Genomic DNA, 22092 nt, shown 5'->3' with positions numbered 1-22092 from the left:
GGCGTTATTCAAGCCTTTCTGAGGTCTCGAACGAAACCTGCCTAAGATCCGATCCAATCGACGCTTGGACGATGGCTACGGATCAGAAATTACATGGAAAAGAGGAAAAGCAAGTGGTTTGTCGCTTAGGAATGGACCGCCGGCCTCTTCGGGCCGCCCAAGGGCGAATGATTCTCGACCAATGCGGCCAGCTTCTTCAGCAAGCTTTCTTTCTTAATGCCGCCGATGAGCGCGTTCTCCAGGACCTCGGACATGTTGGAGACCGGCACGATGACGATCTTGCCGATGTACTTCTCCTCCAGCACCACATCACGCATGTTCGCTAGCGGGATGAGCACCTTCTTGATGCCCGACTCCGCCGCCGCCTCGATCTTGGCCGTGACCCCTCCGACCGGAAGTACCTGGCCGCGGACGCTCAACGAACCGGTCATGGCCACCGTCTGGTCGACCGGCACGTCCTCGAGCGCGCTGATGACCGCCGTGGCCACGGATATCGAAGCGGAGTCGCCCTCCACTCCCTCGTAGGTCCCGATGAACTGCACGTGCACATCGTGGTTGGAGATGTCCTCGCCGGTGTACTTCTTGATGATGGCGGAGACGTTCTGCACCGCTTCCTTGGCTATCTCGCCCAGCTTGCCGGTGGCGATGATCTTGCCCGCGCTCTTGGTCTGGGCCGGGGTGACCTCGGCCACGATGGGCAGCACCACGCCCGAGTACTCGGACATCGAACTCTCGGTGTTCAGCGCCGCCAGACCGTTCACTATGCCCACCTCGGCACCCTCGACGACGAAGGTCTTGTAGGCCTTCCTCGCCTCCAGGTAGCGGTCGGCGATCTGCTGCTCCAAGGAGCGCGCTATCTTCTTGGCCGCGAACACGTGCTCCGTGGTGACCAGGGGCTTGTTCTCTTCCACGGCGATATCTCCCGCCACCCGGATCAGACCGCCCAGCTCTCTGAGCCTTAGCGTCAGCTGGCCCTTGCGTCCGGCCCGGCGCTGCGCTTCCTTGACGATCTCCGCTACCGCGCGTTTCTCGAAGTGGGGTATCTTCTTGTCCTTGACCACTTCCTGGGCTACGAAACGGATGAGCTTGGCCCGGTTCTCGCTAGAGTCCTCCATGGTCGACTTCATGTAGATCTCGTAGCCGTAGCCACGGATCCTTGACCTGAGAGCAGGGTGCATTCCCCGCACCGCGTCCAGATTGCCTGCGCACACCAGGATGAAGTCGCACGGCACCGCCTCGGACTTGACCATGGCGCCAGAGGACCTTTCGCTCTGACCGGTGATGGAGAACTTACCCTCCTGCAACGCGGTGAGCAATGATTGCTGCGATTCGATACGCAGCATGTTGATCTCGTCCAAGAAGAGCACGCCCTTGGACGACTTGTGTATGGCACCGACCTCCAGCCTCTCGTGCGCCGGGGTCTCCAGGCCACCGCTCTGGAACGGGTCGTGTTTGACGTCGCCCAGCAACGCGCCTGCGTGCGCGCCGGTGGCATCGATGAACGGGGGCATCTCCGCGTCGTCGTGCGAAATGAGCAGCTTCGGTACCAGGATATTCTCTTGCCTTTGACCGGAGTAGCGCGTGAAAATCAAGATCGCGATCGCCGCTACGATGCCGACCAGTATGATGGTCGGATCGCCACTCTGGAGGTAAAGCACCACGGAGAGGATGATGACCATGAACACGATGGCCGTGAACATGCTCGATCTCTGTTGCTTGCGTTGCATCGCCTCCCGCTTCTGCGCCGTCACGATCTCCTTTCCTTTGCCCGCCGGCACCACCCTTATCTTCGGCTCGTTGGTGTCGTCCGGGTTATGGTAGGCGATCACGTCCTGCAGCTCGCCCTTGGGCAAGTATTCGGTCATGGAACGGGCCAGCATCGACTTTCCTGTGCCAGGTTCCCCGATCAGCATGACGTGGCGCTTCTGTTCCGCCGCCTTCCTGATGACCTCGACCGCTTGGTCCTGGCCTATGACCTGGTCCGACAGCTTGTCGGGCACCTTGACATCGGCGGTAGTGCTGAGACCCTGGCCTTCGATCCAGACGTCCACGTCGGGCAATGCCTCCGCGGCGTTCGGTTCTGTTCCAGCCATAATATTCGTTTTCATGATCTGTATCTGAATTTCACTCATAAAAACGCCACTTAATAAGCATTTGCCTGTGGTGCGCGAAGTGAGCGAAGCGAGAATAGCGCGAGCCAGACGGACGCCAAGCGGATAATGAGCCGATTCCTATGACGAATCGCCCGACCCGCTTTGCATGCACCCCGGAGCAAGGGTTAAGCAAGCCACCCCGTTTATGTGTGAAGGAACATGCGCATCGCCGACCTGCAACTGCCCGAAGGAGTGGCGGACATTCTTCGGGAGGATGGGATAGAGGAGCTCTATCCACCTCAAGAGAAGGCCGTTCCGTTGGCCCTTGAGGGCAAGAACCTCTTCCTGGCTGTGCCGACCGCCAGCGGGAAATCGCTCGTGGCCTACCTGGCGGCCTTGAAGCATGTACTGGAGAAAGGAGGCAAAGCCCTCTACATCGTTCCGCTTCGCGCTCTGGCCGCGGAGAAGTACGAGGACCTGATGCAGTTCTCCAAGCTCGGCGTTCGGGTGGGCGTGGCCGTGGGAGACTTCGATTCGCCCGACCCGGACCTGGAGCGCTACGACATCATCGTCGCCACCTCGGAGAAGGCCGACGCCCTGCTCCGTCATCGAACCAGTTGGCTGGAGAAGATCTCCCTGGTGGTGGCGGATGAGGTGCATCTCATCCATGACCCGGAGCGAGGTCCGACCTTGGAGGTCACCTTGACCAAGTTCCGCCGCTTCAATCCCGATCTCCAGGTCATCGCCCTCTCCGCCACGGTCAAGAACTCCAAGGAGCTGGCGGATTGGCTCAAGGCCGAACATATCGCCTCGAACTGGAGGCCCACGCCCCTGAAGGAGGGGGTGTATCTGAACGGAGAGGTGCGCTTCACAGACAACTCCAAACGCCAGGTCAAGGAGAGCGGAGACCCGGTCTGGTCCCTGGTGCGGGACTCCATTCTGGAAGGGGGACAGTGCCTGGTGTTCGTGAACACCCGCCGTTCCACCGAGACCCTGGCCATGAAGATCGCGCCCATGATGAAAGAGGTGATGCCAGAGCCGGTGGAGCTGGAGGACGAAGAACGTCTGCTGGAGGACCAGGGCGAGCCGACCAGCATCGGGAAGAAGTTGAGGGCTTGCGTTCGCAAGGGGGTGGCCTTCCACAACGCGGGATTGACCAACGAACAGAGGCGGATGGTGGAACGGGCCTTCAAGGCCGGGAAGATCAAAGCGATCATCGCCACGCCCACTCTTGCCGCTGGCATCAACCTCCCGGCCCGGAGGGTGGTCATCCGCGATGTCTCGCGCTACGAAGGAGGGGTGGGGAACGTGGCCATACCGGTGCTGGAGATCAAACAGATGTGCGGCCGGGCCGGACGTCCCCGCTATGACAAGTTCGGGGAGGCGGTCCTGGTGGCCAAGGATGAAGAGGAATCGGACTTCCTTTTCGACAACTACCTTCTCAACGATACCGAGGAGATCTACTCCAAGCTCGGCTCGGAGGACGTCCTTCGCACTCACGTTCTCGCCGTACTGGCGACCGAGGTAGCAACCTCAAAAGAATCGCTCATGCAGTTCATGGAGTTGACCTTCTTCGCCCATCAGACTAATCTATTCGGGTTGAACGAAGCCATCGACAACGTGCTCGATTTCCTGCGGCAGGAGGAGATGATCGACGGCGAGGACCGACTGAGGGCCACGTTCTTCGGAAAGCGGGTCTCGGACCTTTACATCGACCCCTTGTCGGCGGTGAAGCTTCGAGATGCTCTGCGCGCTTACTCCGGGCAGAGCGAGTTCGGGTTCCTGCAAGCGGTATGTTCGACGCCGGACATGCTCGCCCTCTACTTGAGGCGCAGCGATTATGATTGGCTGGAGAGGAAGGTGGTGGAGCTGGAGAAAGAGCTCATACTGCCCATGCCCACCGACCTGGGCCAGTACGACTTCTTCCTGGGGGAGGTGAAGACCGCCCTGGTGCTCGATGACTGGCTGAAGGAGATGGAGGAGGACCCGCTGCTGGAGAAATATGGCATTGGCCCAGGAGATCTTCGCAACAAGGTGGAGATCGGGGGATGGTTGCTCTACTCCATGCGCGAGCTGTCCAACATCTTCAACAAGGATGCCTATCCGCCGCTGACAGAGCTCATGGTGCGGGTCCGATACGGCGTAAGGAAAGAATTGCTGGACCTGGTGAAGCTGCGCGGGGTGGGGAGGGCGCGCGCCCGGTCCTTGCACCAGCACGGTATCCGTACCCTCGATGACGTGAGGGAGGCGGAGCTGCATCGCCTGGCCCGGATCCCGAAGGTGGGCGACGCTCTGGCGAAGAGCATCAAGGAGCAGGTGGGGGAGCGGCGGACCAGGGGACCGGAGGCAAAACCGGTGGAGAGCCCTCCAGTCCAAGAGAAGAAAGAGGAGCCGAAGGCCGATGGACCGCAACGCTCGCTGTTCGACTTCTAGAAATCGGTTATCGCCCTGGTGACCGCGAACCCGCGCTCGTTGCGGAAGAAGGAGAAGTAGTTCGTGGAGTGGTCGGTCTCGCGCATCTTCACGCAACGGATGCGCCTCTGCACCTCCGTTTCGGAGACCTCGACCATCTTCAGGTGGATGATGCCATCGGCCAGGAAATCGGTATCGTGCAGCCCGTAGCTGGTGTACGGACCGACCGGCATCTCGTTGACGACCACGGTGGTGATGGCCAGGGAACGGAGCCATTCGAACAAGCGATAGGCCTCTTCCCTCGGGCGCGGTGTGCTGGCGACCATCTCCAGTGCGCCCATGGAATCGATCACCAGTAGCTCGTAGTTCAGGCGTTTCTTGCTCTCGTTGACGGCGAATCGGAAGGTGTCCATGAACTGCGCGCCCTCGCTCTTCTTGCGGATCTCGCCCAGGTCCAGGACCTCCAATCGACCCAGGGTGTCCCCTTTCAGATCGAGGGCCTCCATCTGCCTGGTCAAGCTATCCTTCCCTTGTTCGAGCGAAACGTACAGAGCGTTCACTCCATCCCGCTTGGCGTTCATGAAGAGGATGTGATAGGCCAGTGACGACTTCATCGTGCCAGCGGCGCCGGCAATGATCACGATGTGACCTTGCGGTATTCCACCACCCAGGTTCTCATCGAATCCGTCGACGTAGGTACGATAGCGCAAGCGCTTCGCGGCGTCAGCCATAGCCCCTAACCTTCTGCATCATGAATTTAGGATGATTAAATCTCTTTGCGCCTAGATTGCGACGAGCGCGAATGAGGGCGAAATGTTTGAGACCGTCCCAAAGGTCCGCAAAGACTAGCCCAAAGATGACAACAGCCGCCTGACGTCATCCAGGTCGGCCCTGCTCTGGTGTATCTTCCCGGAATGCTCTATGACCGTATCCGGGTCCTTGAGCACGTTGCCCGTGCAGACGCAGACCACCTTCTCCTCTCTGGAGATGATGCCCTCCCGCTTCAGCTTGATCACGCCAGCCACGGAGGCGGCGCTGGCCGGCTCCACTCCCACGCCCTCTTTCCTTCCTAGCAGGAATTGGGCGGAGATGATCTCTTCGTCCGTGACGTCGGTCACATATCCACCGGTATCGTAGATGGCCTTGAGGGCCTTCTTGCCGCTGGCCGGGTTTCCGATGCGAATGGCCGTGGCCACGGTCTCTGGATGGTCGACCGCATCGAAGTCCTTCCGGCCGGCCCGGAACGCCTGTGCTATGGGGTTGGAGCCCGAGGCCTGCACCCCGATGAGCTGCGGCAACTCCTCGATCCAGCCCAGGCACTGCCATTCCGTGAGCGCCTTGTACACAGCCCAAAGGTTGGCGGCGTTGCCCACCGGCAGCACGATCTTGTCCGGCATCTCCATCCGAAGCTGGTCCAGGATCTCAAAGCCCAGGGTCTTCTGGCCTTCCGGTCTGAAAGGATTTATCGAGTTGAGCATGTATAGCTGGCCTTCATGTGCCAGCTGTTTCACTATTCCCAGCGCGTCGTCGAAGTTGCCATCGACGGAGATGACCTTGGCGCCATAGAACAGGGCTTGCGCCAGCTTGCCCAATGCCACTTTGCCTGAGGGCAGGATGACCACGCATCCCAGGCCGGCCTTGGCCGCGTAGGCTGCCAGCGAAGCGGACGTGTTCCCGGTGGAAGCGCATCCCACCACCTTGCAGCCTAGCTCCACTGCCATAGAGACCCCCACGGTCATGCCTCGGTCCTTGAAAGAACCGGTGGGGTTCGCTCCCTCGTGCTTGGCATAGAGCCGCTTCACCCCCACTTCCTTGGCCAGTGCACGACAATCGTAGAGGGGTGTGCCTCCTTCCTTGAGGCTCACGGCCTTGCGTCGGTCCACGGGAAGGAACTCAGCGTATCTCCAGACGCCAATGGGACGGCGGCGAAGCTTTCCCAGGCTCATATGGCGCGCCTCTTGCAGGTCCAGCTCCACGTTGAGCAATCCACCGCACGCTGGGCAGCTGTCGGCCAGCCTCTCCTCCACCACCCTGCCGCACTCGAAGCACTTGATCACGAAGCTCATGCTCTCTCCCTCCTGCATCCATCGCCCCAGGACGTCACCCAGGAATCGACCCTGATGCCTTCCGCCTCGTACACGGAGCCAACGGCCTTGGATATGTCAATTCCATCCATCTCCCGTCGGTCGAAGAAGGCGGCCACGCACGGACCGGAACCTCCCAGGAAGGCGGCCAGCGCCCCAGCATCCAACGCCGCCCTCTCCGCTTTCTCCAGATGCGGGACCAGCCCCCTCCTCGCTGGTTCGATGACCATGTCCCTGACGCTCCTTCCGATGAGAGCGAGATCTCCTAGGCTCATGCCGGTGGCTAGGGCGGAAGCGTGTCCCACCTGGAACACCATCTGCCTCAGATCGATGCTCTTGGGAAGCACTCCTCTCGCCTCCTTCGTGGGAACGATGATGTCCGGAAGCGCCGCCACTATACCGAGGTCCTTCGGAGGGGTGACCCGGATGACGTCCAACGGATCGTATGAACGGATGATAGTGAAACCGCCCAGCAACGAAGGCGCGACGTTGTCCGCATGCAGGCTGCCGGAGGAGACCTCCTCGCCCTTGGCGGCGCAGAGCACCAGATCGTTCTGGTTCAACGGCACATCGACCATGAGGTTGGCGGCGAACGCCGCGCCTGCGGCCGAGGCCCCGGAAGAACCCATGCCGCTGCACGGCCTGACCCCCTTACGAACGGTAATCTCCAGACCGAAGTCGGCCTTCGCCATTCGCAGCACTTCAGAGGCGGCCACGGCCGCGGTGTTGCGCTTCGGGTCCAGAGTGATGCGCTGAGCGCCTACGCCCTCGACCTTGATCACCCTGGCTCCGGTCCCCCGAACCACCACCGCCTCCAGTATGTCATAGGGTTCCCGAAGGGCCAGACCGAACACGTCGAATCCCGGTCCGAGGTTGGCGATGGACGCCGGTGCCCTCACTTCTATTCTCTGCGCGCGCATCCTCACACCTGCTGGTGCCTCTTTGCGCCTCAACCACGCTGGGCTGTGATAAACCTTTCGCGCTCTGCCTGATGCAGCTGACCTAAAGGGCTAAATACGTTCCTGGGCTTTCGAACGGCCAGCATGGTCGAATATCAGGTGATCGGGGCGCGTGGCCAGGTTGAGCAACCGAAGGAGCTCCTTCGTCGACTGCAGATGGTCAAGGAAGGCAATGTCCTGGCCCTGGATGCGGACCTGGTGTGCGGAAAGGAGCACTTGGAGAGCGCGGTGGCGCACGCCCTGCGCTCCTTCTCCAGGAACTCCAACTCCTGCAACGACATCATGATGGAGACTTTGCTCTTCGCGTCCGGGGAGAGGCAGATATCCAAGGCGCAAGAGAAGATGGGACCGAAACCGGGAAGCGAGCGCATCGCCCTGGTTCTGTTCGGTGCACCTCCTTCGATGGTGCTGCGACTGAGCGAGCTGGAGCGGGATGATTCGGTTCTCGAATGCAACGAACGCAAGACCCGCAGTTTTGGCATCACCCAGAGGGAGATCGAGGCGGTCGGAGATGATCGAGTGCAGGACCTGGTGCTGGAGAGGGTGGCGTTCGTGGAGATCTCCAAACGCTAGGGAGCTGTTTCGCATGCTGGCAACCAGGACAAAAGATATATGTCGTCAGTATCGCATAAGTTGGTTTCTAAGAAATCCAGAGAGCGAAAGATCGTGCGCCGGAGCTGACCGCAATTGACCGGGGATTATCTCAAGCAACTGCAGCTGACCAAGCAGTTGGAGCAGAAGACCAAGGAAGCGGGGAAGGTCCGCAAGGAAACGGAGGATAGGACGGTCGAGGCACAGAAGGCCATCGCCTCCGCCAAATCCCTGGAGGCTTCCACCGCCGAGGCGGAGAAGCTGCTGATCGAGAGCGGCCAGGCGGCGGCGCAGAGGGACTTCAAGAACGCGTTGGCCTTAGCGACCAAGAGCATCGAGGCGTCCAACCGGGCGAAGAAGGACAAGGTCTCCTCGATCATCGATTCCGCTCAATCCCTGCTCAAGCTCTTCCAGGACAAGGATATCCCAGGCAACGTTTCCGCTTCCATCAAGAAGGCGCAGTCGCTCCTGGATGAGGGCGTATTAGACGAGGCCTACACCAAGGCCAAGGCGCTGTGGGACGAGGTGGAACGCTTCGTCAATCACAAGATGGGCGAGTTCTTCGGGGGGGCGCAGACGCTCCTGCTGGTGGGGGAGAAGGTCGGAGTGCCGGTGGAGAGCGAGCGGCACATGCTGTCGCAGGCCCGCGAGAACATGGAGGCGGGCAAGTATGAGGATTCACTGCAGAAGATCCGCGAGTGCCACGATTTGCTAGGCAGCGCTCTACGGGACCTGTTCGGGGCCCGGGCCGACGCGGTGCGGGAGCTAGGCGAGTTCTCCTCTGAGCTCAAGAAGGAGAGCACGAAGGCCAACGAACTGATGGCCAAGGCCGAAGGGCTTCTCAAAGCCGGTGATTTCGAAGGCACCTTCGCCACCTTGCCCCTGGCGGAGGCGGAAGCACGGGCCTCCGTTTCCAGGACCCTGCTGGCCAATTCCGATTCATTGAAGAACCGGGCCGGGACCCTCAAGAGCTACGGCGTGGACGTGGTGAAGCTGCTGGAGGATATCGCCCATGGGCGCGAGCTGGCTCGAGGGGAGAAGGTCAAGGAGGCTATGGAAGCATGGCGCGAGAACCAGGCGTGGATGCAGAGATTGGAAACGGAGCAGTTCCTGCAACTGATCGCCAAGCTTCGCTCCCGCATCCTTCTGGCCAGTAAGGTCAAGTCGGATACCAGCAAGGTCATGGCCAAGCTGGAGCTGGCCCGACAGTCTTTGGGCCAGGGGGAGTTCGAGAAGGCCGCGGCCCTGGTCAAAGAATCGGAGGGGGTGCTCGAACAGCAGCTGGGAGGCTACCGGGAAGTGGAGGATGAGCTGGCAAAGACCAAGACCCTCCTTCTGGTGGCCGCATCCCTGCGGACGGAGGTCGATCAGGCGAAGGCGCTTCTAGACCAATCGAGGCAGTCCGCAATGAACCGGGACTTCCCTGGAGCTGTGGCTACGCTCCGCCGCGCGCAAGCCGAGGCGCACGATGCCATCCAGTCCGGGTTGGGTCAGGATATCATCAAGGCGGAGATGAAGGTCACCACCGCGCTCAAACTGGGCGCGGATATCACCAAGGAGAGCGCAGCGCTGGAGGAGGCCGTGGCCAAGGTCAGGGCCATGCAGTACACCGGCCTGCGCCAAGAGATGGAGGACTGCATCCTCGAGGTGGAGAAGAAGATCGCGGAACAGGCCACCTTCGAGGTCAGGGAAGCGGAGACGCTATTCGCTGGCTACGCCGGTCCGGTGCCGCTCCCAGCCTACAAGCCAAGGCTGTTGCAGGCGCAGGAGGCCCTTAGGACCGGCCATGGCGAACGAGCGTATGAAGTGGCCAAGAACCTCATCGAGGCCATCCGCCGGGAGGAGAAGAGTGCGCTAGACAAGCGCCTGGCGGAGGCGAAGCATCTTCTCTCCATCGCCAAGGACCTGGGGAGCGGGAGCTCGACTTTGAACGAGAAGCTGGCCAGGGCCGAGGACCTGCGGATAGAGGGCAAGGTCCCGGAGGCGCTCAAGCTAGCGGAGGAGGTAGCGGACTATTCCAGATCCATACTCAAGGATGAGCTCTCCCGACGCGCAGTTCAGCTGACCAGGCAGGTGGAGGCGGCGCGCAAGAACGGGGTGGAGGTGCTGCAGCCCGAGCGCTTGGCGGAGGAGGCGGGGCGCAGCCTGAAGCGTGGCGACCTGGAGGGTGCCTATGCCCAGATCAAGGATGGCGAGACCACGCTCGAGAAGCAGGTCCTGGACCACACCCAGATCTACGATCGCATCGCCGACATGGGCAGCCTATTGAAGGAGGCTGAGGCTCAGGGCATGGAGACGGGGGCGCCGGCGGAGATGCTGGCATCGGCCAAGAGACTGTTCGAGACGGGACATTATGAAGAAGCTCGCCCCGCTGCCGCCAGAGCATTCGTGGAGACGGAGAAGCTGGTGGCGCCCTTCGTCGCCCCTCGGCGCATCGGAGCAGCCAAGGACCTGCTGGCCGTGGCGAAGCGCATGGGGTTCGAATCCGCCCTGGCAGAGAAGAAGATCGAGCAGGCGCAGGCTTTCCTGGATAAGAAGCAGTATACGGACACCATGGCCGCCATCCGGGAGGCGGAACGAACGGTAAACGGACTGCTAAGGAAGGGCGCGGAGGCTGAGATCCAAGAGATCAAGGCCAGCCTGGGCAAGGTCAGGGAGACGGGCACGGACGTGAGCGCCGTGCAGCAGATCCTGGCCAAGGCGGAATCTCTGCTCGCGGAACGGAGGGTGTACGATTCCCTGCGAGCCCTGGAACTGGCCAAGAACGAGCTCGACCAGGCGTTCCTGGTGAGCGAACGCACTCATGACGCCTTGGAAAAAGCCCAGTCCACCCTGGCTGAGGCGCAGGAGTTCGGGTTGAACGTGGCCCCGGCGGCCGAGCTGCTCCGCCAGGCCAGGAACTACTACAAGATGGGACGGCAGGGCATCTCCCATGAGCTGGCCAAGAAGGCGGGCGATCAAACCGCGCAGTCCGTGGCGGACCTGGTAAGGGATAACCTACGCAAGCTGGAGATGAACTACCGCCACCAGGAACTGGACGGACCGAACCTGGAAGCGGCGATGCGCATGAAAGGAGAGATCGAATCCCGCTTGGGGCAGAGGCGCTTCAAGGAGGCCTTCGCCCTCACTCGCACCTTCGAAGATGAGTTGAGGAAGGTGCAGGAACAGAAACGCCTGGCCACGCGTTCTTTGGAGGAGCTGACGACGGCCTTCGGGTCCGCCAAGAAAGAGGGATTGGTGGTCCCATCCGTGGAATCGCTCTTGACCCAGACCAAGGCCAAGCTGGCGGAAGGCGCTTTCTACGAATCATTCGCGCTGGCGGTCAAATGCGGCGACGAATTGCGGAGCCAGAACGACCAGTATGGCCGGAGGAAGGCGGAATTGGACGAGCTAGAACTCATGCTCAAGGACCTGGAAGGCGAGCCGGTTACCGACGTCTTGGAGATGGCGGAGCGGGCCAGGAACGCCCTCTCCTCCCTGGACTTCGAGATGGCCAATCTGACCATCCGTCGGGGAAAGGCAGCGGCCTCTGAGGCCCTGGCCAACGCCCGAATTCGCTACACCGTTGAGTTCAAGGACCTATGGGCTGCGATGAAGGAATTGGGGATCGAGAAATCGACCGTGCCCACGTCCGTGCGCACCGTGGCCGAGTGCAAGGCGTCCTCCCGACCGGTGGAGCTGCGCGCCCTTCGGGACGCTACCAGACAGATGGGCAAGATGGTCCTGGAACGAGTGCTAACGAAGCAGATCGAGATCGAGAGGGAAGTGACCAAGGCCAGGTCCACTGGCGCCGACGTCTCTGCTTCGGAGGAGTTCCTGAACAAGTCCAAGGAGGCTTTGCGATCGAACGACGCGCAGACCGCCTGGCTGGCGATGAGCAATGCCCAGAAGCACATCGGCGTGGCGGAGGAAGAACAGCGCGATTTCGTGAATTTGAGGACCAAGGTGGAGGCCAAGATTGAGAACGCCCGCCGCAACGGGCTGGAGCTCACGGAGACCATCGCCTTCTATCGCCTGGCGGAGGAGCTGAAGACCAAGGACCACCGCCTGGCGCTCGGGAAGATCATCGAGGCCTCGGATGCTGCGGACAAGGCAGCGCTGGACTTCTTGCCCGATATACAAGTAGATATCGATTTCCTGGAAGACCTCGTACAAGGAAAAGCATGCAAGGCCCGTCTGCGCTTCGCCAACGAGGGGAAGGCCATGGCGCGCGACGTGTGCGTCCGAGTGGAGGGGGACCTGGAGGTCAGCGCGCCGATATGCTTGCCGAAGCTGCGCGGAGGGGAGAAGGTGGCGGTGGAGATCGAGGTCGTGCCCAAGGCCAAGGGCGAGGTCAAGGGAGTGCTGATGCTGGAATGCAAACCAGTTCTCTCCAACGACACCGTGGGATTCGAGACGGAGTTCGATGTGCGGGTGGACTGAGCTCGACCGCTAGCGAGAGGCTTTCCCACTGCTTTTGGAGATATTCCTTGAGATGATGTTCTCCGGGTCGAACGCTCCCGCGACGATCATATCTCGGACCGCTTCGATGTCCTCGTGCATCGGCCGGTCGTCCGTCAGGCGCTTGACCGCGGAGCGCACCCGGCGCTTGGCCGCCTGCACCCCCGCCCCTGGCCTGAGCTTATGGAACTCCAGCGCCTGTGCCCCGCATATGAGCTCGATGGCCAACACCCGTTCGGCGTTCTCCATCACCTGCATGAGCTTGAGCGCCGCCAAGGAGCCCATGGAATTGTAGTCCTCTTGGTTGGCGCTCGTGGGCAACGAGTCCGCGGAAGCGGGCGAGGAGAGCAGCTTGTTCTCGCACACCAGGGCCGCCGCCACGTACTGCATGATCATCATCCCCGACTCCAGCCCTTCCGACTTTACCAGGAAGTCAGGCAGGTGGCTGAGCTTCCCGTCCACCAAACGGGCGATCCTCCGCTCCGAGAAGGCGGCGGCGACGTGCACAGCCAGGCAGGCTTGGTCCAGGGCCATGGCCACTGGCTGTCCATGGAAATTGCCTCCCGAGACGACGCTACCATCCTCGAAGACCAGCGGGTTGTCGGTGACGGAGTTGATCTCTCGTTCCAGCACCTCTCTTGCGAACGCCAGAGAATCCCAGCACGCCCCCAGCACCTGGGGGGCGCATCTCAGCGTGTAGGCGTCCTGGACCTCGTGGCAGTCCCGATGAGACGGGATGATCTGGCTTCCGATCAGAAGAGCGCGCAGTTCGGAGGCGACCTTCTCCGCTCCGGGATGCGGCCTGAGGCGGAACAAACGCGCATCGAATGCCTGGGAGGTTCCCCTCAGCGCTTCCACGCCTATGGCAGCGGCCACGGTGGCAGCGTGCAGGAAATGCTCCGCTCGGTGGAGGCAAAGGCAGCCTATGGCGGTCATCATCTGCGTGCCGTTGATGAGCGCCAGTCCCTCCTTCTCATGCAATCGCACCCGCTCCAGTCCCGCTCGGCCCAAAGCCTCCGCGCCCGGCATCCTCTTGCCTTGGTAGAATGCCTCTCCCTCGCCCACCATCACCAATGCCATGTGCGCCAACGGAGCGAGATCACCGCTCGAACCCACCGAACCCTTTCGGGGAACGACCGGCACGACCTCGGAGTTGAGCATGTTCAACAGCATCCTTACGAGCTCGACCCGCACCCCCGAGTGCCCAGAGCTGAGGGCGTTCGCCCGCAGGAGCATCATGGCCCGCACCACGTCCTCTGGCAAAGGCTCGCCCACCCCGCAGGCCGTGGAGCGGACCAGGTTCAATTGCAGCTGCATGATCTTGGACCGGGGGATGATCACCGTCCGAAGCTCGCCCACGCCGGTGTTCACGCCATAGGCTATTTTGTCCTCGCTCAGCACCCGCTCCAGGACGGCCCTGCCTCTCTCAATGCGCTTCAACACCTCGGCTCCAAGCTCGACGTCCGCCCTGCACTCCGCCACCAGGACGATATCTGCGAGGCTGAGCGAATGGCCGTCCACCCGCACTTTCATCCGATCACCGGCTGAGCTACCGCTCAAGGAGATATTAATGCTTCCAGCTCCCTTCCTCCGAATACCGTGGACGCCTAGGCTGGCGCGAACTTGTACCCGTAGTAGATCACGCCCGCTGGACCGTCTTCGCCCAGACGACGCAAGGTGGTGCGGACCCGCATGCCGATCTTGACGTCCTTCGAGTCGCAATCGATGAGCTGGGAGGTGATCATCACTCCCTCGTCCATCTTCACCATGACCACGATATAGGGCTTGAGCATCTCCATCTGGCTCGGTGCCTCGTGCACCACCGTGTGGGAATACACCTCACCTTCGCCCTTGAGCTGTAGGGGCTGCATCTTGCCGATGGACTGGCGGTGGCATTGGGAACAGACCCCCCTGGGCGGGAAGAAGACCTTCCCGCAGACGCCGCATTTCGCCGCCGCTAGGTTGTAGCGGGACGGGTTCTCGCGCCAGAACCTCGCCGTGGCCATTCACGCCACCTCCAGTATATGCACGACGGAGGTGGCACCGGTGCCGCCGACGTTCTGGGCCAGGCCCACGCGCGCTCCGTTCACCTGGCGCTTTCCGGCCGTGCCTCGCAGCTGGATCACGAGCTCCACCATCTGGGCCAGACCAGTGGCTCCGATCGGATCTCCCCGAGCTTTCAGCCCGCCGGAGGTGTTGACTGCCACCTTGCCCCCGATGGCCGTCTGCCCGTCCGCCGTGGCCTTCCCTCCCTGCCCCTTCTCAAAGAAGCCCAGGTCCTCGATGGCCAGTATCTCGGAGATGGTGAAGTTGTCGTGCACCTCCATCACCTGCACGTCCTTGGGCTCGAGCTTGGCCTGCTTGAAGGCCCTCTGCGCCGCCAGCTTGGTGGCGTGGAAGGAACATATCTCCTCGCGAGCGTGGAGCGCCAGAGTGTCCGAGGCTTGAGCGGAGGCGGTGATCTTGATGGGCTTGTCGGTGTACTTGCGCGCCCTGTCCATGGCGCAGAGCACGACCGCCGCCGCTCCGTCCGAGAACGGCGCGCAATCGAAGACGCGCAAGGGCTCGGCCACCGGAGGCGATCTGAGCACCGTGTTCAGGTCGATCTCACGCTGGAACTGCGCCTTGGGGTTCATGGAGCCATGCTTGTGGTTCTTGACCGCCACGGAAGCAATCTGCTCCCGGGTGGTGCCATATTCGTGCATATGCCTCCGGGCGATCATGGCGTGCAATGCCGGGAAGGTAGCGCCGAAGGTGCACTCCCATTGCTGGTCCGCCGCCGACGACTGGATCTCGGACGCCATGACCTCGCCCACGTCGGTCATCTTCTCCGCCCCTCCGACCACCACGATGTCGTGCATGCCCGAGGCCACCGCCAGATAGCCTTGCCTGAAAGCAAGCCCTCCCGACGCCCCGGCCGCTTCCACGCGCGTGGCCGGGATGTGATCTCTTGCCAGACCGGAGTAGTCGGCGATGAGGGCGGCCACGTGCTCCTGTTCGATGAAGCGCCCGGCGGACATGTTGCCCACATAGAGCGCCTCGATCTCCTCCGCCGCCATGTTGGCGTCGTTCACCGCCGCCAACCCTGCCTGGATGCCTATGTCCCGGAAGGACATGTCCCACAGCTCGCCGAACTTGGTATCCCCGACCCCGATGACAGCGACCTCCCTCATCACGCTCCCTCCTTCATGCGTATCTTGCCCCGGAACTTGGCGTAGGTGGCATAGTCCACCATCACCTTGCGCTCCAAGAGCTCCTTGACGGTCGGCGCCGCCTCTCGTCGATACTCCTTGATCTTCTCCGTTACAGTGATGTCGAAAGCATCCGATCCAGCTCCCGAACCATAGGCGACCGCGAATATCCTGTCGCCCGGAACGGCGACGTCCAATATCGCCGCCAGGCCCAAAGGCACCGACCCGCTGTAGGTGTTGCCTATCTGAGGCGTGACCATGCCCACCTCAATCTGCTTGTCCGTGAAGCCCAGCATCTTGGCCACCCGCTGCGGGAACTTGCCGTTGGGTTGGTGGAAGACCGCATGCGCATAGTCCGTCGGCTTCGAGTTCATGGCCTGCAACAACATCTTCCCCGCCGCCTGCACGTGCTTGAAGTATGCCGGTTCTCCTGTGAAACGTCCTCCGTGCGAGGGATAGGGCTGTCCTTCCCGGCGCCAGAAATCTGGCGTGTCAGTAGTATAGGAAAGGGTCTTGTTGATGACGGCGATGAGCCCCTCGGATCCGATGAGGAACGCCCCTCCTCCTGCGGAGGCGGAATACTCCAGCGGGTCGCCGGGCGCTCCTTGAGAGGTGTCGGCACCGATAGCCACCCCATACCGTATCATGCCCGCCCCCACCATGCCCATGCATGTTTGGATGGCGGCCGTGCCGGCCTTGCAGGCGAATTCGTAGTCCGCGACCGTGATGTTCGGGGACGCGCCGATCGCTTCCGCGACTATCGTGCCGGATGGTTTGACGGCATATGGATGGCTCTCCGATCCGACGTACAAAGCGCCGATCTCCTTCGGGTCCACGTCCACGCGGCGCATCATCGCCCTGGCCGCCTCCACGGAAATGGTTATGACGTCCTCATCCGGGGCTGGAACGCTCTTGCAGTTGATGAGAAGCCCTTTGGACATCATGTCTCCGTCCGTGCCCCAGACCTTGCCTATCTCCGCGGGCGTGATGCGATACCGTGGCACATAGGCGCCGTAGCTTACGATTCCTGTCTGCATGAGAAAAACCTCACTCGATCTTCTCCAGCCTCTCCACCAAGGAAGGTAGGGAGATGTCGGTCTTCACCAACGGTATGTTCTCCAAGGTGGCGAGGCGAATGGCCAGTTCGTCCACGTGCTCCGGTCGGTGGTACACGACCATGGCCGGTTTCAGCGGATGCGCCCGGATGGCGATCATGGGCGAACGCCCGAACTTCACCCCGGTGAAGATGAGCGCCCGCTCGCTGCTCCAGCCGTAGATCTTCAGGTAGTCCGTGGAGCCCAAGGAGGTGATGGCCTTCACCGAATCTATGATCGTGTAGCCGTGGATGTTCCGCTCCAGATTAACGTGCTTGGTGAGCGTCGATCCGGAGATGATCGTCAAAAAATCCCCCACGGGGATGGAGTGCTTGAACTCCTTGATGGAGATTATGCACTCGCTCTTCTCCCCCAGGTCGTACTTCTTGAGCACTCCTCCCCCCTTCGATTCATCGATGGCGATGAGCCCATCCACGAGCTTGCGCACAATCACTATGCCAGGGCTTTTCCTCCTTCCCGACTCGTAGTCGCTGATGACCGACGGCGACACTCTCAGGTGACGAGCTAGCCCCTGCTGGGAGATGCCGAACTCCTCCCGCCACTTACGGATGGTCTTGCCCGCCTCCGCGGAAAGAGTGATCTCGCCAGCCATCTTCTCTCGCAGCTGATCCCGCATGCCTCTAGCATCAGGAGAAGCGTATTTGAATTTGTCGAATGCGTTATTCGACAAAACACGCACCAGGAAGGCCGGGAGCGGTCGATGGGATGCGGAGGTCTCGTTCGTTCGAGCGAACAAGCTCAGCGACGAAAGACCAACGATTAAATATTCATGAGAAGAGATGGGAGATGAGAAGCCATGGACAACGTCCACGAAGACTATTCGAAGCATGACCTCAAGGGAGTGTTCAAGGACCGAACGGACGCCGGGGTTCAGCTGGCGGACATGCTGCTGGAGCTTTCCGATAGCGGAGCTATGATATTCGCACTGCCTCCAGGAGGAGTACCAGTAGGCGTGGAGATAGCCCGCCTTCTGCGTCTCCGATTGGACGCGGCGGCGGTCTGGGAGATATATTCGCCGAACGATCCCCAGCTGATCATCGGGGCCGTAGGGCCAAACGAGACCCTGATGATCGATGACACCCTGGTGAGCTCGAAGGGACTGTCCGAGGATCTGTACCGGTCGGCGGTGGAGCGGGCCAGGCAGAGCGTCCTGTGGCGCGATGAGCTATACAGGCAGGGAGAACCGTATCCGAACCTAGAAGGCAAAACGGTGATCCTGGTAGATGAGGGAGTGGCCGAGCCCATCGGCCTGTTGGCCTTGATCAAGTTCGCGCGCAGCAAGAACGCTAGAATGGTTATGGTGGCCGTTCCCACTGCCACAGCCCGAGCACTGGAGATCCTGGCCGAGAAGGCCGATGAGGTGTATTGTCTGAACGTCCGGTCTCAAGGAGATTTCTCGGTCTCCGAGGCCTATCGGGAGTGGCGCGAAGTGAACGAAAGGGATGCTATGTTGGCTCTAAGGTCCATGGTAGAGGATGCGTGAGTTGGCAGGGAAACCAGATTATTGCCAAAGGACTGGACAGGGGGTAGATATTTTATACTCCAATCCTGTTTAGCGACTCGCCTCACCGGGTCTGTGGGCTAGCTTGGTTAAACTCCGTGGTTCGGGACCACGGGTCTCCGGTTCAAATCCGGACAGACCCACCATCCATTTCTTGAGAATCAGCCGATTCTACGACGCGCCATGCAATCTTGAGCATACAACAAGGAGGAATAATCCGGATTCCTCGATTGCGACTGATACGGCAATCAAGCTATATTCGAGTTCGTTCATCGTCCAATGGATGGTGGAAAAGAAGCTGCGCCTCGGTCTGGTCCAGATGAAGATGGGGTCGTCTGCGAAGAAGAACCTGGACAAGGCGGTCTCCATGACGGAGCGGGCAGCGAAGCAAGGGGCGGACATGGTCTGTTTGCCGGAGCTCTTCACGAGCACGTATTTCGCGCAGCATGAGCTGACCCAGCCCCTGGATATCACCAATCTCGCGGTCGAGGTGCCCGGCGAGTTGAGCAAGAAGCTTGGAGCGTGCGCCAAAGACAATGGGGTAGTGCTGGTCGCCGGCTCGATCTACGAACTGTTCAAAGGGAAGCTGTTCAACACCTCCCTGATCTTCGATGAACGTGGTCGGCTCCTCGGCAAATACCGCAAGACACACATCCCGCACGACGAGAGCTACTACGAACAGCACTACTTCGCTCCTGGGGACACGGGATTTCAGGTCTTCCAGACCAGCAAGGCGAAGATAGGTGTGCTCATCTGTTACGATCAGTGGTTCCCGGAAGCTGCCAGGTGCATGGCGCTTCAAGGAGCGGACATCATCCTATATCCCACGGCCATCGGCACCGTCCGAGGCATCCGGCAGGCGGAAGGCAACTGGCATCGCGCTTGGGAGAACGTCATGCGCGGCCACGCCATCGCGAACGGGACCATCGTCGCGGCGGTCAATCGGGTCGGAACCGAGGAGAGGATGCGCTTTTGGGGAGGGTCTTTCGTCATCGACGCTTTCGGCAAGACGCTCGCTCGAGCCGGTAGCCAGGAGCAAGTGCTGGTAGCGGAGGCCGACCTGGCACACTCGGAAGCGGTCCGAGAAGGCTGGCGGTTCTTCGCCAATCGAAGGCCGGAGTGCTACGGCCGGCTGCTTGAGAAGAAGCGGAGGGGTTGAGCTACTGGAGCCTGCCACGCCAAGGAAGCTTGGCTATCGCATGCCGGCCGAGTGGGAAAGGCACGAGGCCACCTGGCTCTCCTGGCCCAAGAACCCTTTGACGTTCCCGGAGAATGTCATCGAAAAAGTGGAGATAATTTTCAGCCAGATGGTCGAGGCGCTGTCCAGGGGGGAGAAGGTCAAGATCCTCGTGGATGACCAGAATTCGAGCGATCGTGTAGCACAGATAGTAGATGAGGCGGGCGCGAGCATGAGCAACGTGCTTCTTCTCAAGATAAGGTCCGCGGACGTCTGGATCCGGGACTATGGCCCCACGTTCCTGCTCCATTCCAATCAGAAGGAGAGATCAGCGGTCAAATGGCGCTTCAATGCCTGGGGCGAGAAGTACGACGACCTTCTGTGCGACGATGCGACAGGAGAGGAGTTGGCCCGCGCCACCTTGGCAAAGGTGTTCCATCCAGGCATCGTCATGGAAGGGGGCTCGATAGACGTCAATGGCAAGGGAAGCGTGCTCACCACCAAGCAGTGCCTGCTGAACAGGAACCGCAATCCCCAACTATCCAGAGAAGAGATCGAGGGCTACCTGGAGCAATACCTGAACGTGGACAACATCATCTGGCTGAGATCGGGCATCGAAGGAGATGACACGGACGGCCACGTGGACGATTTCGCCAGGTTCGTTTCCAGCGACAAAGTGCTGTGCGCCTTCTCCAGTTCCAGACGGAAAGAGAACCGAAAGGTGCTGGCGGAGAACCTGGACCTGCTCAAGAGCGCTACCGACCAGGACGGGGAGCCGTTGCAGGTGCAGAAGCTGCCCATGCCCAAGCCCCTCTGGTTGGAGGAAGAGCAGCGTTGGCTGCCGGCCAGTTATGCCAACTTCTATATCGGCAATCAGGTCGTGCTGCTGCCGATCTTCAAGGACCGCAACGATCAGAAGGCGATCGACATCTTGCAGCAGGCTTTTCCGGATCGAGAGATCGTCACGATCCTCGCAGCCGACCTCGTCTACGGCTACGGAGGGATACACTGCGTCACGCAGCAAGAGCCAGGGACCGACTAGCCTAGCCAACGCCCGATCGCTACCAGAGCTTGTTCTTCGCCTCTTGATATGAGCGCTCGACCACCGTCATCGTGCAAGTGACGACCCTCATCTCCAGCCCGAAGATCCTAGCGAGCTCCGCCGCCTGCCGATCGAAATCCGGGTCCTCCAGTCCAGTGTGTTGAGCACAAGAATCATTTCGCACCCCCCTCTCGTTCAGCAACCCTCACTTCACGACCAGGATGTAGAGCCGTGGCAGTATGGGCGCCAGGATCCAGAGCCAGTAGCGCAGTCTGAGGTCAAGGAGGCTACTGTCCCAGAAGAACGGCAGCACGGAGAGCAGGAAGACCGTCGCCGACAGCAGGAAGGAATCCCTCTTGCTGCGGTAGATCGCCCTGAGACTAGAGTCCTCCAGGTCGTTCTGTTTGGCGATGTGGTCGGAGAAGAACGCCAGGACCAGCATAAGCCCGGCCAGGTCTAGCGCATAGATCATGGAGGCCAGGCTGTCGATCATCTCCACGTCCGGCCCGGTCTGCTGCGGGCTAGATATCAGGTTGAAGAGATACGGCTCGATCGCCACCAGGAACAGCATGATGTAGGTGGTCCGCAGCATGCCCTTCGTCTCCACCTTCACCAAAATCATGTGCTGGCTGAACTCTTCCCAAATGAAGACAAGGATGATGAACCCATAGGCGAAGGCGATAACATCCTCCAACAGCTCATGAGGGTTCCTGGGCGGGCTGGTGACCAGGATCAAGGAGCCGATGGACAGGGCGAGCCCGAAGACCAGGTCCACCAGGTTCTCTACGTGGGGTATAATGTCTCGCCTCGACCTTTGGCCCTCCTCGGTGTCCACGTCCCCTTCGATTGCCTTGAGGCGTATTTGTCGGTTCCGTCGATCTCTGCGGACTTGCACCAGAAATAAGTGCTGCCATGCACTTCGAAGATGCATGGTGCGCATGCGAAAGAGCGAGAGGGAGGTGCAAGACCGAACCATCATCGACGAACTGATGCACCGTTCGCAGGTTCTCCGGCTCGGTTTGGTGGATGGGGAGGAAGCCTACCTGGTCCCGGTCTGCTTCGGCTATGAGCAAGATGTCCTGTTCATCCACTCGGCCAGGGAAGGCCGAAAACTGGAAGCAATCAAGGCGCACCCCCGGGTATGCTTCGAGGTGGATGAGGGCGAGGTGATCTCTGCCAAGCAAGCTTGCCGTTGGTCCGCCAAGTACATGAGCATCATCGGCTGGGGAGTGGCTTCGCTCGTCAACGACCCAGAGAAGAAGCGGCTCGCCCTGGACGTGATCATGCGCCACTATGGCGGCAGAGGTCCTTTCCAGTACGACCCTGCCTCCCTGGACGAGATGATCGTTATCCGCATCGATGTCGAAGAGATGAGTTGCAAGCGACCGATCTAGGGAGCATTGGAGAACCGACAAGGGAATGTTCCGAGTGATCATGGTGCCATTGAGAAATCGGTAAATAGCACCTGGTCGTTTGAACCACAAAGT

The 22092-nt window shown here is 60.7% G+C and carries 18 protein-coding genes and 1 tRNA gene; 8 read left to right on the top strand and 11 right to left on the bottom strand.

The genetic code is table 11. The annotated features are described in order from the left end of the window. Positions 1–125: 125 nt before the first annotated feature. The gene (gene lonB / locus NT137_08895; GenBank protein ID MCX6653448.1) at positions 126–2093 is read right to left on the bottom strand and encodes an ATP-dependent protease LonB; all 1968 of its coding nucleotides are present in this window, start codon (positions 2091–2093) and stop codon (positions 126–128) included. Between the two features lie 219 nt (positions 2094–2312). Here lonB and NT137_08890 point away from each other — a divergent pair, with 219 nt between their 5' ends. Beyond that, on the top strand, positions 2313–4526 hold the full coding sequence (locus tag NT137_08890) for a DEAD/DEAH box helicase (protein ID MCX6653447.1): 2214 nt from the start codon (positions 2313–2315) through the stop codon (positions 4524–4526). On the opposite strand, the gene NT137_08885 is transcribed toward NT137_08890, so the two are convergent. The 3 genes from NT137_08885 to NT137_08875 all read right to left on the bottom strand — a co-directional run bounded on the left by NT137_08885 (position 4523) and on the right by NT137_08875 (position 7509). After that, positions 4523–5236, bottom strand: a complete 714-nt coding sequence (locus NT137_08885) for an AAA family ATPase (protein ID MCX6653446.1) — start codon at positions 5234–5236, stop codon at positions 4523–4525. The genes NT137_08890 and NT137_08885 overlap by 4 nt on opposite strands. A 114-nt stretch (positions 5237–5350) precedes the next feature. Continuing rightward, complete coding sequence (gene thrC, locus NT137_08880; protein ID MCX6653445.1) at positions 5351–6571, bottom strand: threonine synthase; 1221 nt, start codon at positions 6569–6571, stop codon at positions 5351–5353. Then, entirely contained in the window at positions 6568–7509 is a 942-nt protein-coding gene (locus NT137_08875; GenBank protein MCX6653444.1) for a homoserine kinase, read from the bottom strand. The genes thrC and NT137_08875 overlap by 4 nt, the downstream gene beginning before the upstream one ends. 123 nt (positions 7510–7632) lie before the next feature. On the opposite strand from NT137_08875, the gene cgi121 reads away from it, so the two are divergent. Both cgi121 and NT137_08865 read left to right on the top strand, forming a co-directional pair. After that, a complete protein-coding gene (gene cgi121 / locus NT137_08870; GenBank protein MCX6653443.1) occupies positions 7633–8121 on the top strand; it encodes a KEOPS complex subunit Cgi121 in 489 nt (162 codons plus the stop codon). A 114-nt stretch (positions 8122–8235) separates the two neighbouring features. Continuing rightward, entirely contained in the window at positions 8236–12561 is a 4326-nt protein-coding gene (locus tag NT137_08865) for a hypothetical protein (GenBank protein ID MCX6653442.1), read from the top strand. A 9-nt stretch (positions 12562–12570) separates the two neighbouring features. On the opposite strand, the gene hutH is transcribed toward NT137_08865, so the two are convergent. The 5 genes from hutH to NT137_08840 all read right to left on the bottom strand — a co-directional run bounded on the left by hutH (position 12571) and on the right by NT137_08840 (position 17501). Then, complete coding sequence (gene hutH / locus NT137_08860) at positions 12571–14112, bottom strand: histidine ammonia-lyase (protein ID MCX6653441.1); 1542 nt, start codon at positions 14110–14112, stop codon at positions 12571–12573. A 74-nt stretch (positions 14113–14186) separates the two neighbouring features. Next, the gene (locus tag NT137_08855; protein MCX6653440.1) at positions 14187–14585 is read right to left on the bottom strand and encodes a Zn-ribbon domain-containing OB-fold protein; all 399 of its coding nucleotides are present in this window, start codon (positions 14583–14585) and stop codon (positions 14187–14189) included. Next, the gene (locus tag NT137_08850; GenBank protein MCX6653439.1) at positions 14586–15752 is read right to left on the bottom strand and encodes a thiolase domain-containing protein; all 1167 of its coding nucleotides are present in this window, start codon (positions 15750–15752) and stop codon (positions 14586–14588) included. Beyond that, positions 15752–16807, bottom strand: a complete 1056-nt coding sequence (locus NT137_08845) for a hydroxymethylglutaryl-CoA synthase (GenBank protein ID MCX6653438.1) — start codon at positions 16805–16807, stop codon at positions 15752–15754. Before NT137_08845 ends, NT137_08850 begins: the two co-directional genes overlap by 1 nt. Before the next feature lie 10 nt (positions 16808–16817). Beyond that, positions 16818–17501 (bottom strand): helix-turn-helix domain-containing protein, encoded by a 684-nt coding sequence (locus tag NT137_08840; protein MCX6653437.1) that lies wholly within the window; start codon positions 17499–17501, stop codon positions 16818–16820. Positions 17502–17681: 180 nt separating this feature from the next. Between NT137_08840 and NT137_08835 the strand changes: the two genes are divergently transcribed. The 4 genes from NT137_08835 to NT137_08820 all read left to right on the top strand — a co-directional run bounded on the left by NT137_08835 (position 17682) and on the right by NT137_08820 (position 20605). Next, positions 17682–18368 carry a phosphoribosyltransferase family protein gene (locus NT137_08835; GenBank protein MCX6653436.1) on the top strand — a complete coding sequence of 229 codons (687 nt, stop codon included), beginning with the start codon at positions 17682–17684 and terminating at the stop codon, positions 18366–18368. An 87-nt stretch (positions 18369–18455) separates the two neighbouring features. Then, positions 18456–18532: transfer RNA gene (locus NT137_08830), tRNA-Pro, on the top strand. A gap of 137 nt (positions 18533–18669) precedes the next feature. Then, positions 18670–19545: a carbon-nitrogen hydrolase gene (locus tag NT137_08825; GenBank protein ID MCX6653435.1), complete on the top strand. Its 876-nt coding sequence runs from the start codon at positions 18670–18672 to the stop codon at positions 19543–19545. After that, positions 19523–20605, top strand: a complete 1083-nt coding sequence (locus NT137_08820; GenBank protein MCX6653434.1) for an agmatine deiminase family protein — start codon at positions 19523–19525, stop codon at positions 20603–20605. The genes NT137_08825 and NT137_08820 overlap by 23 nt, the downstream gene beginning before the upstream one ends. A 19-nt stretch (positions 20606–20624) precedes the next feature. Here NT137_08820 and NT137_08815 read toward each other — a convergent pair whose 3' ends face one another. Then, positions 20625–20789 (bottom strand): hypothetical protein, encoded by a 165-nt coding sequence (locus NT137_08815; protein MCX6653433.1) that lies wholly within the window; start codon positions 20787–20789, stop codon positions 20625–20627. Between the two features lie 21 nt (positions 20790–20810). Next, entirely contained in the window at positions 20811–21440 is a 630-nt protein-coding gene (locus NT137_08810) for a hypothetical protein (protein MCX6653432.1), read from the bottom strand. 94 nt (positions 21441–21534) lie between these two features. Here NT137_08810 and NT137_08805 point away from each other — a divergent pair, with 94 nt between their 5' ends. Continuing rightward, positions 21535–21999 carry a pyridoxamine 5'-phosphate oxidase family protein gene (locus tag NT137_08805; GenBank protein ID MCX6653431.1) on the top strand — a complete coding sequence of 155 codons (465 nt, stop codon included), beginning with the start codon at positions 21535–21537 and terminating at the stop codon, positions 21997–21999. Positions 22000–22092 lie beyond the last annotated feature (93 nt).

It is taken from the genome of Methanomassiliicoccales archaeon (assembly GCA_026394375.1).
GTDB lineage: Archaea > Thermoplasmatota > Thermoplasmata > Methanomassiliicoccales > UBA472 > JAJRAL01.
The sequence above is the reverse complement of the archived record's forward strand: the minus strand, read 5'-3'. Positions and strand labels throughout refer to the sequence as shown.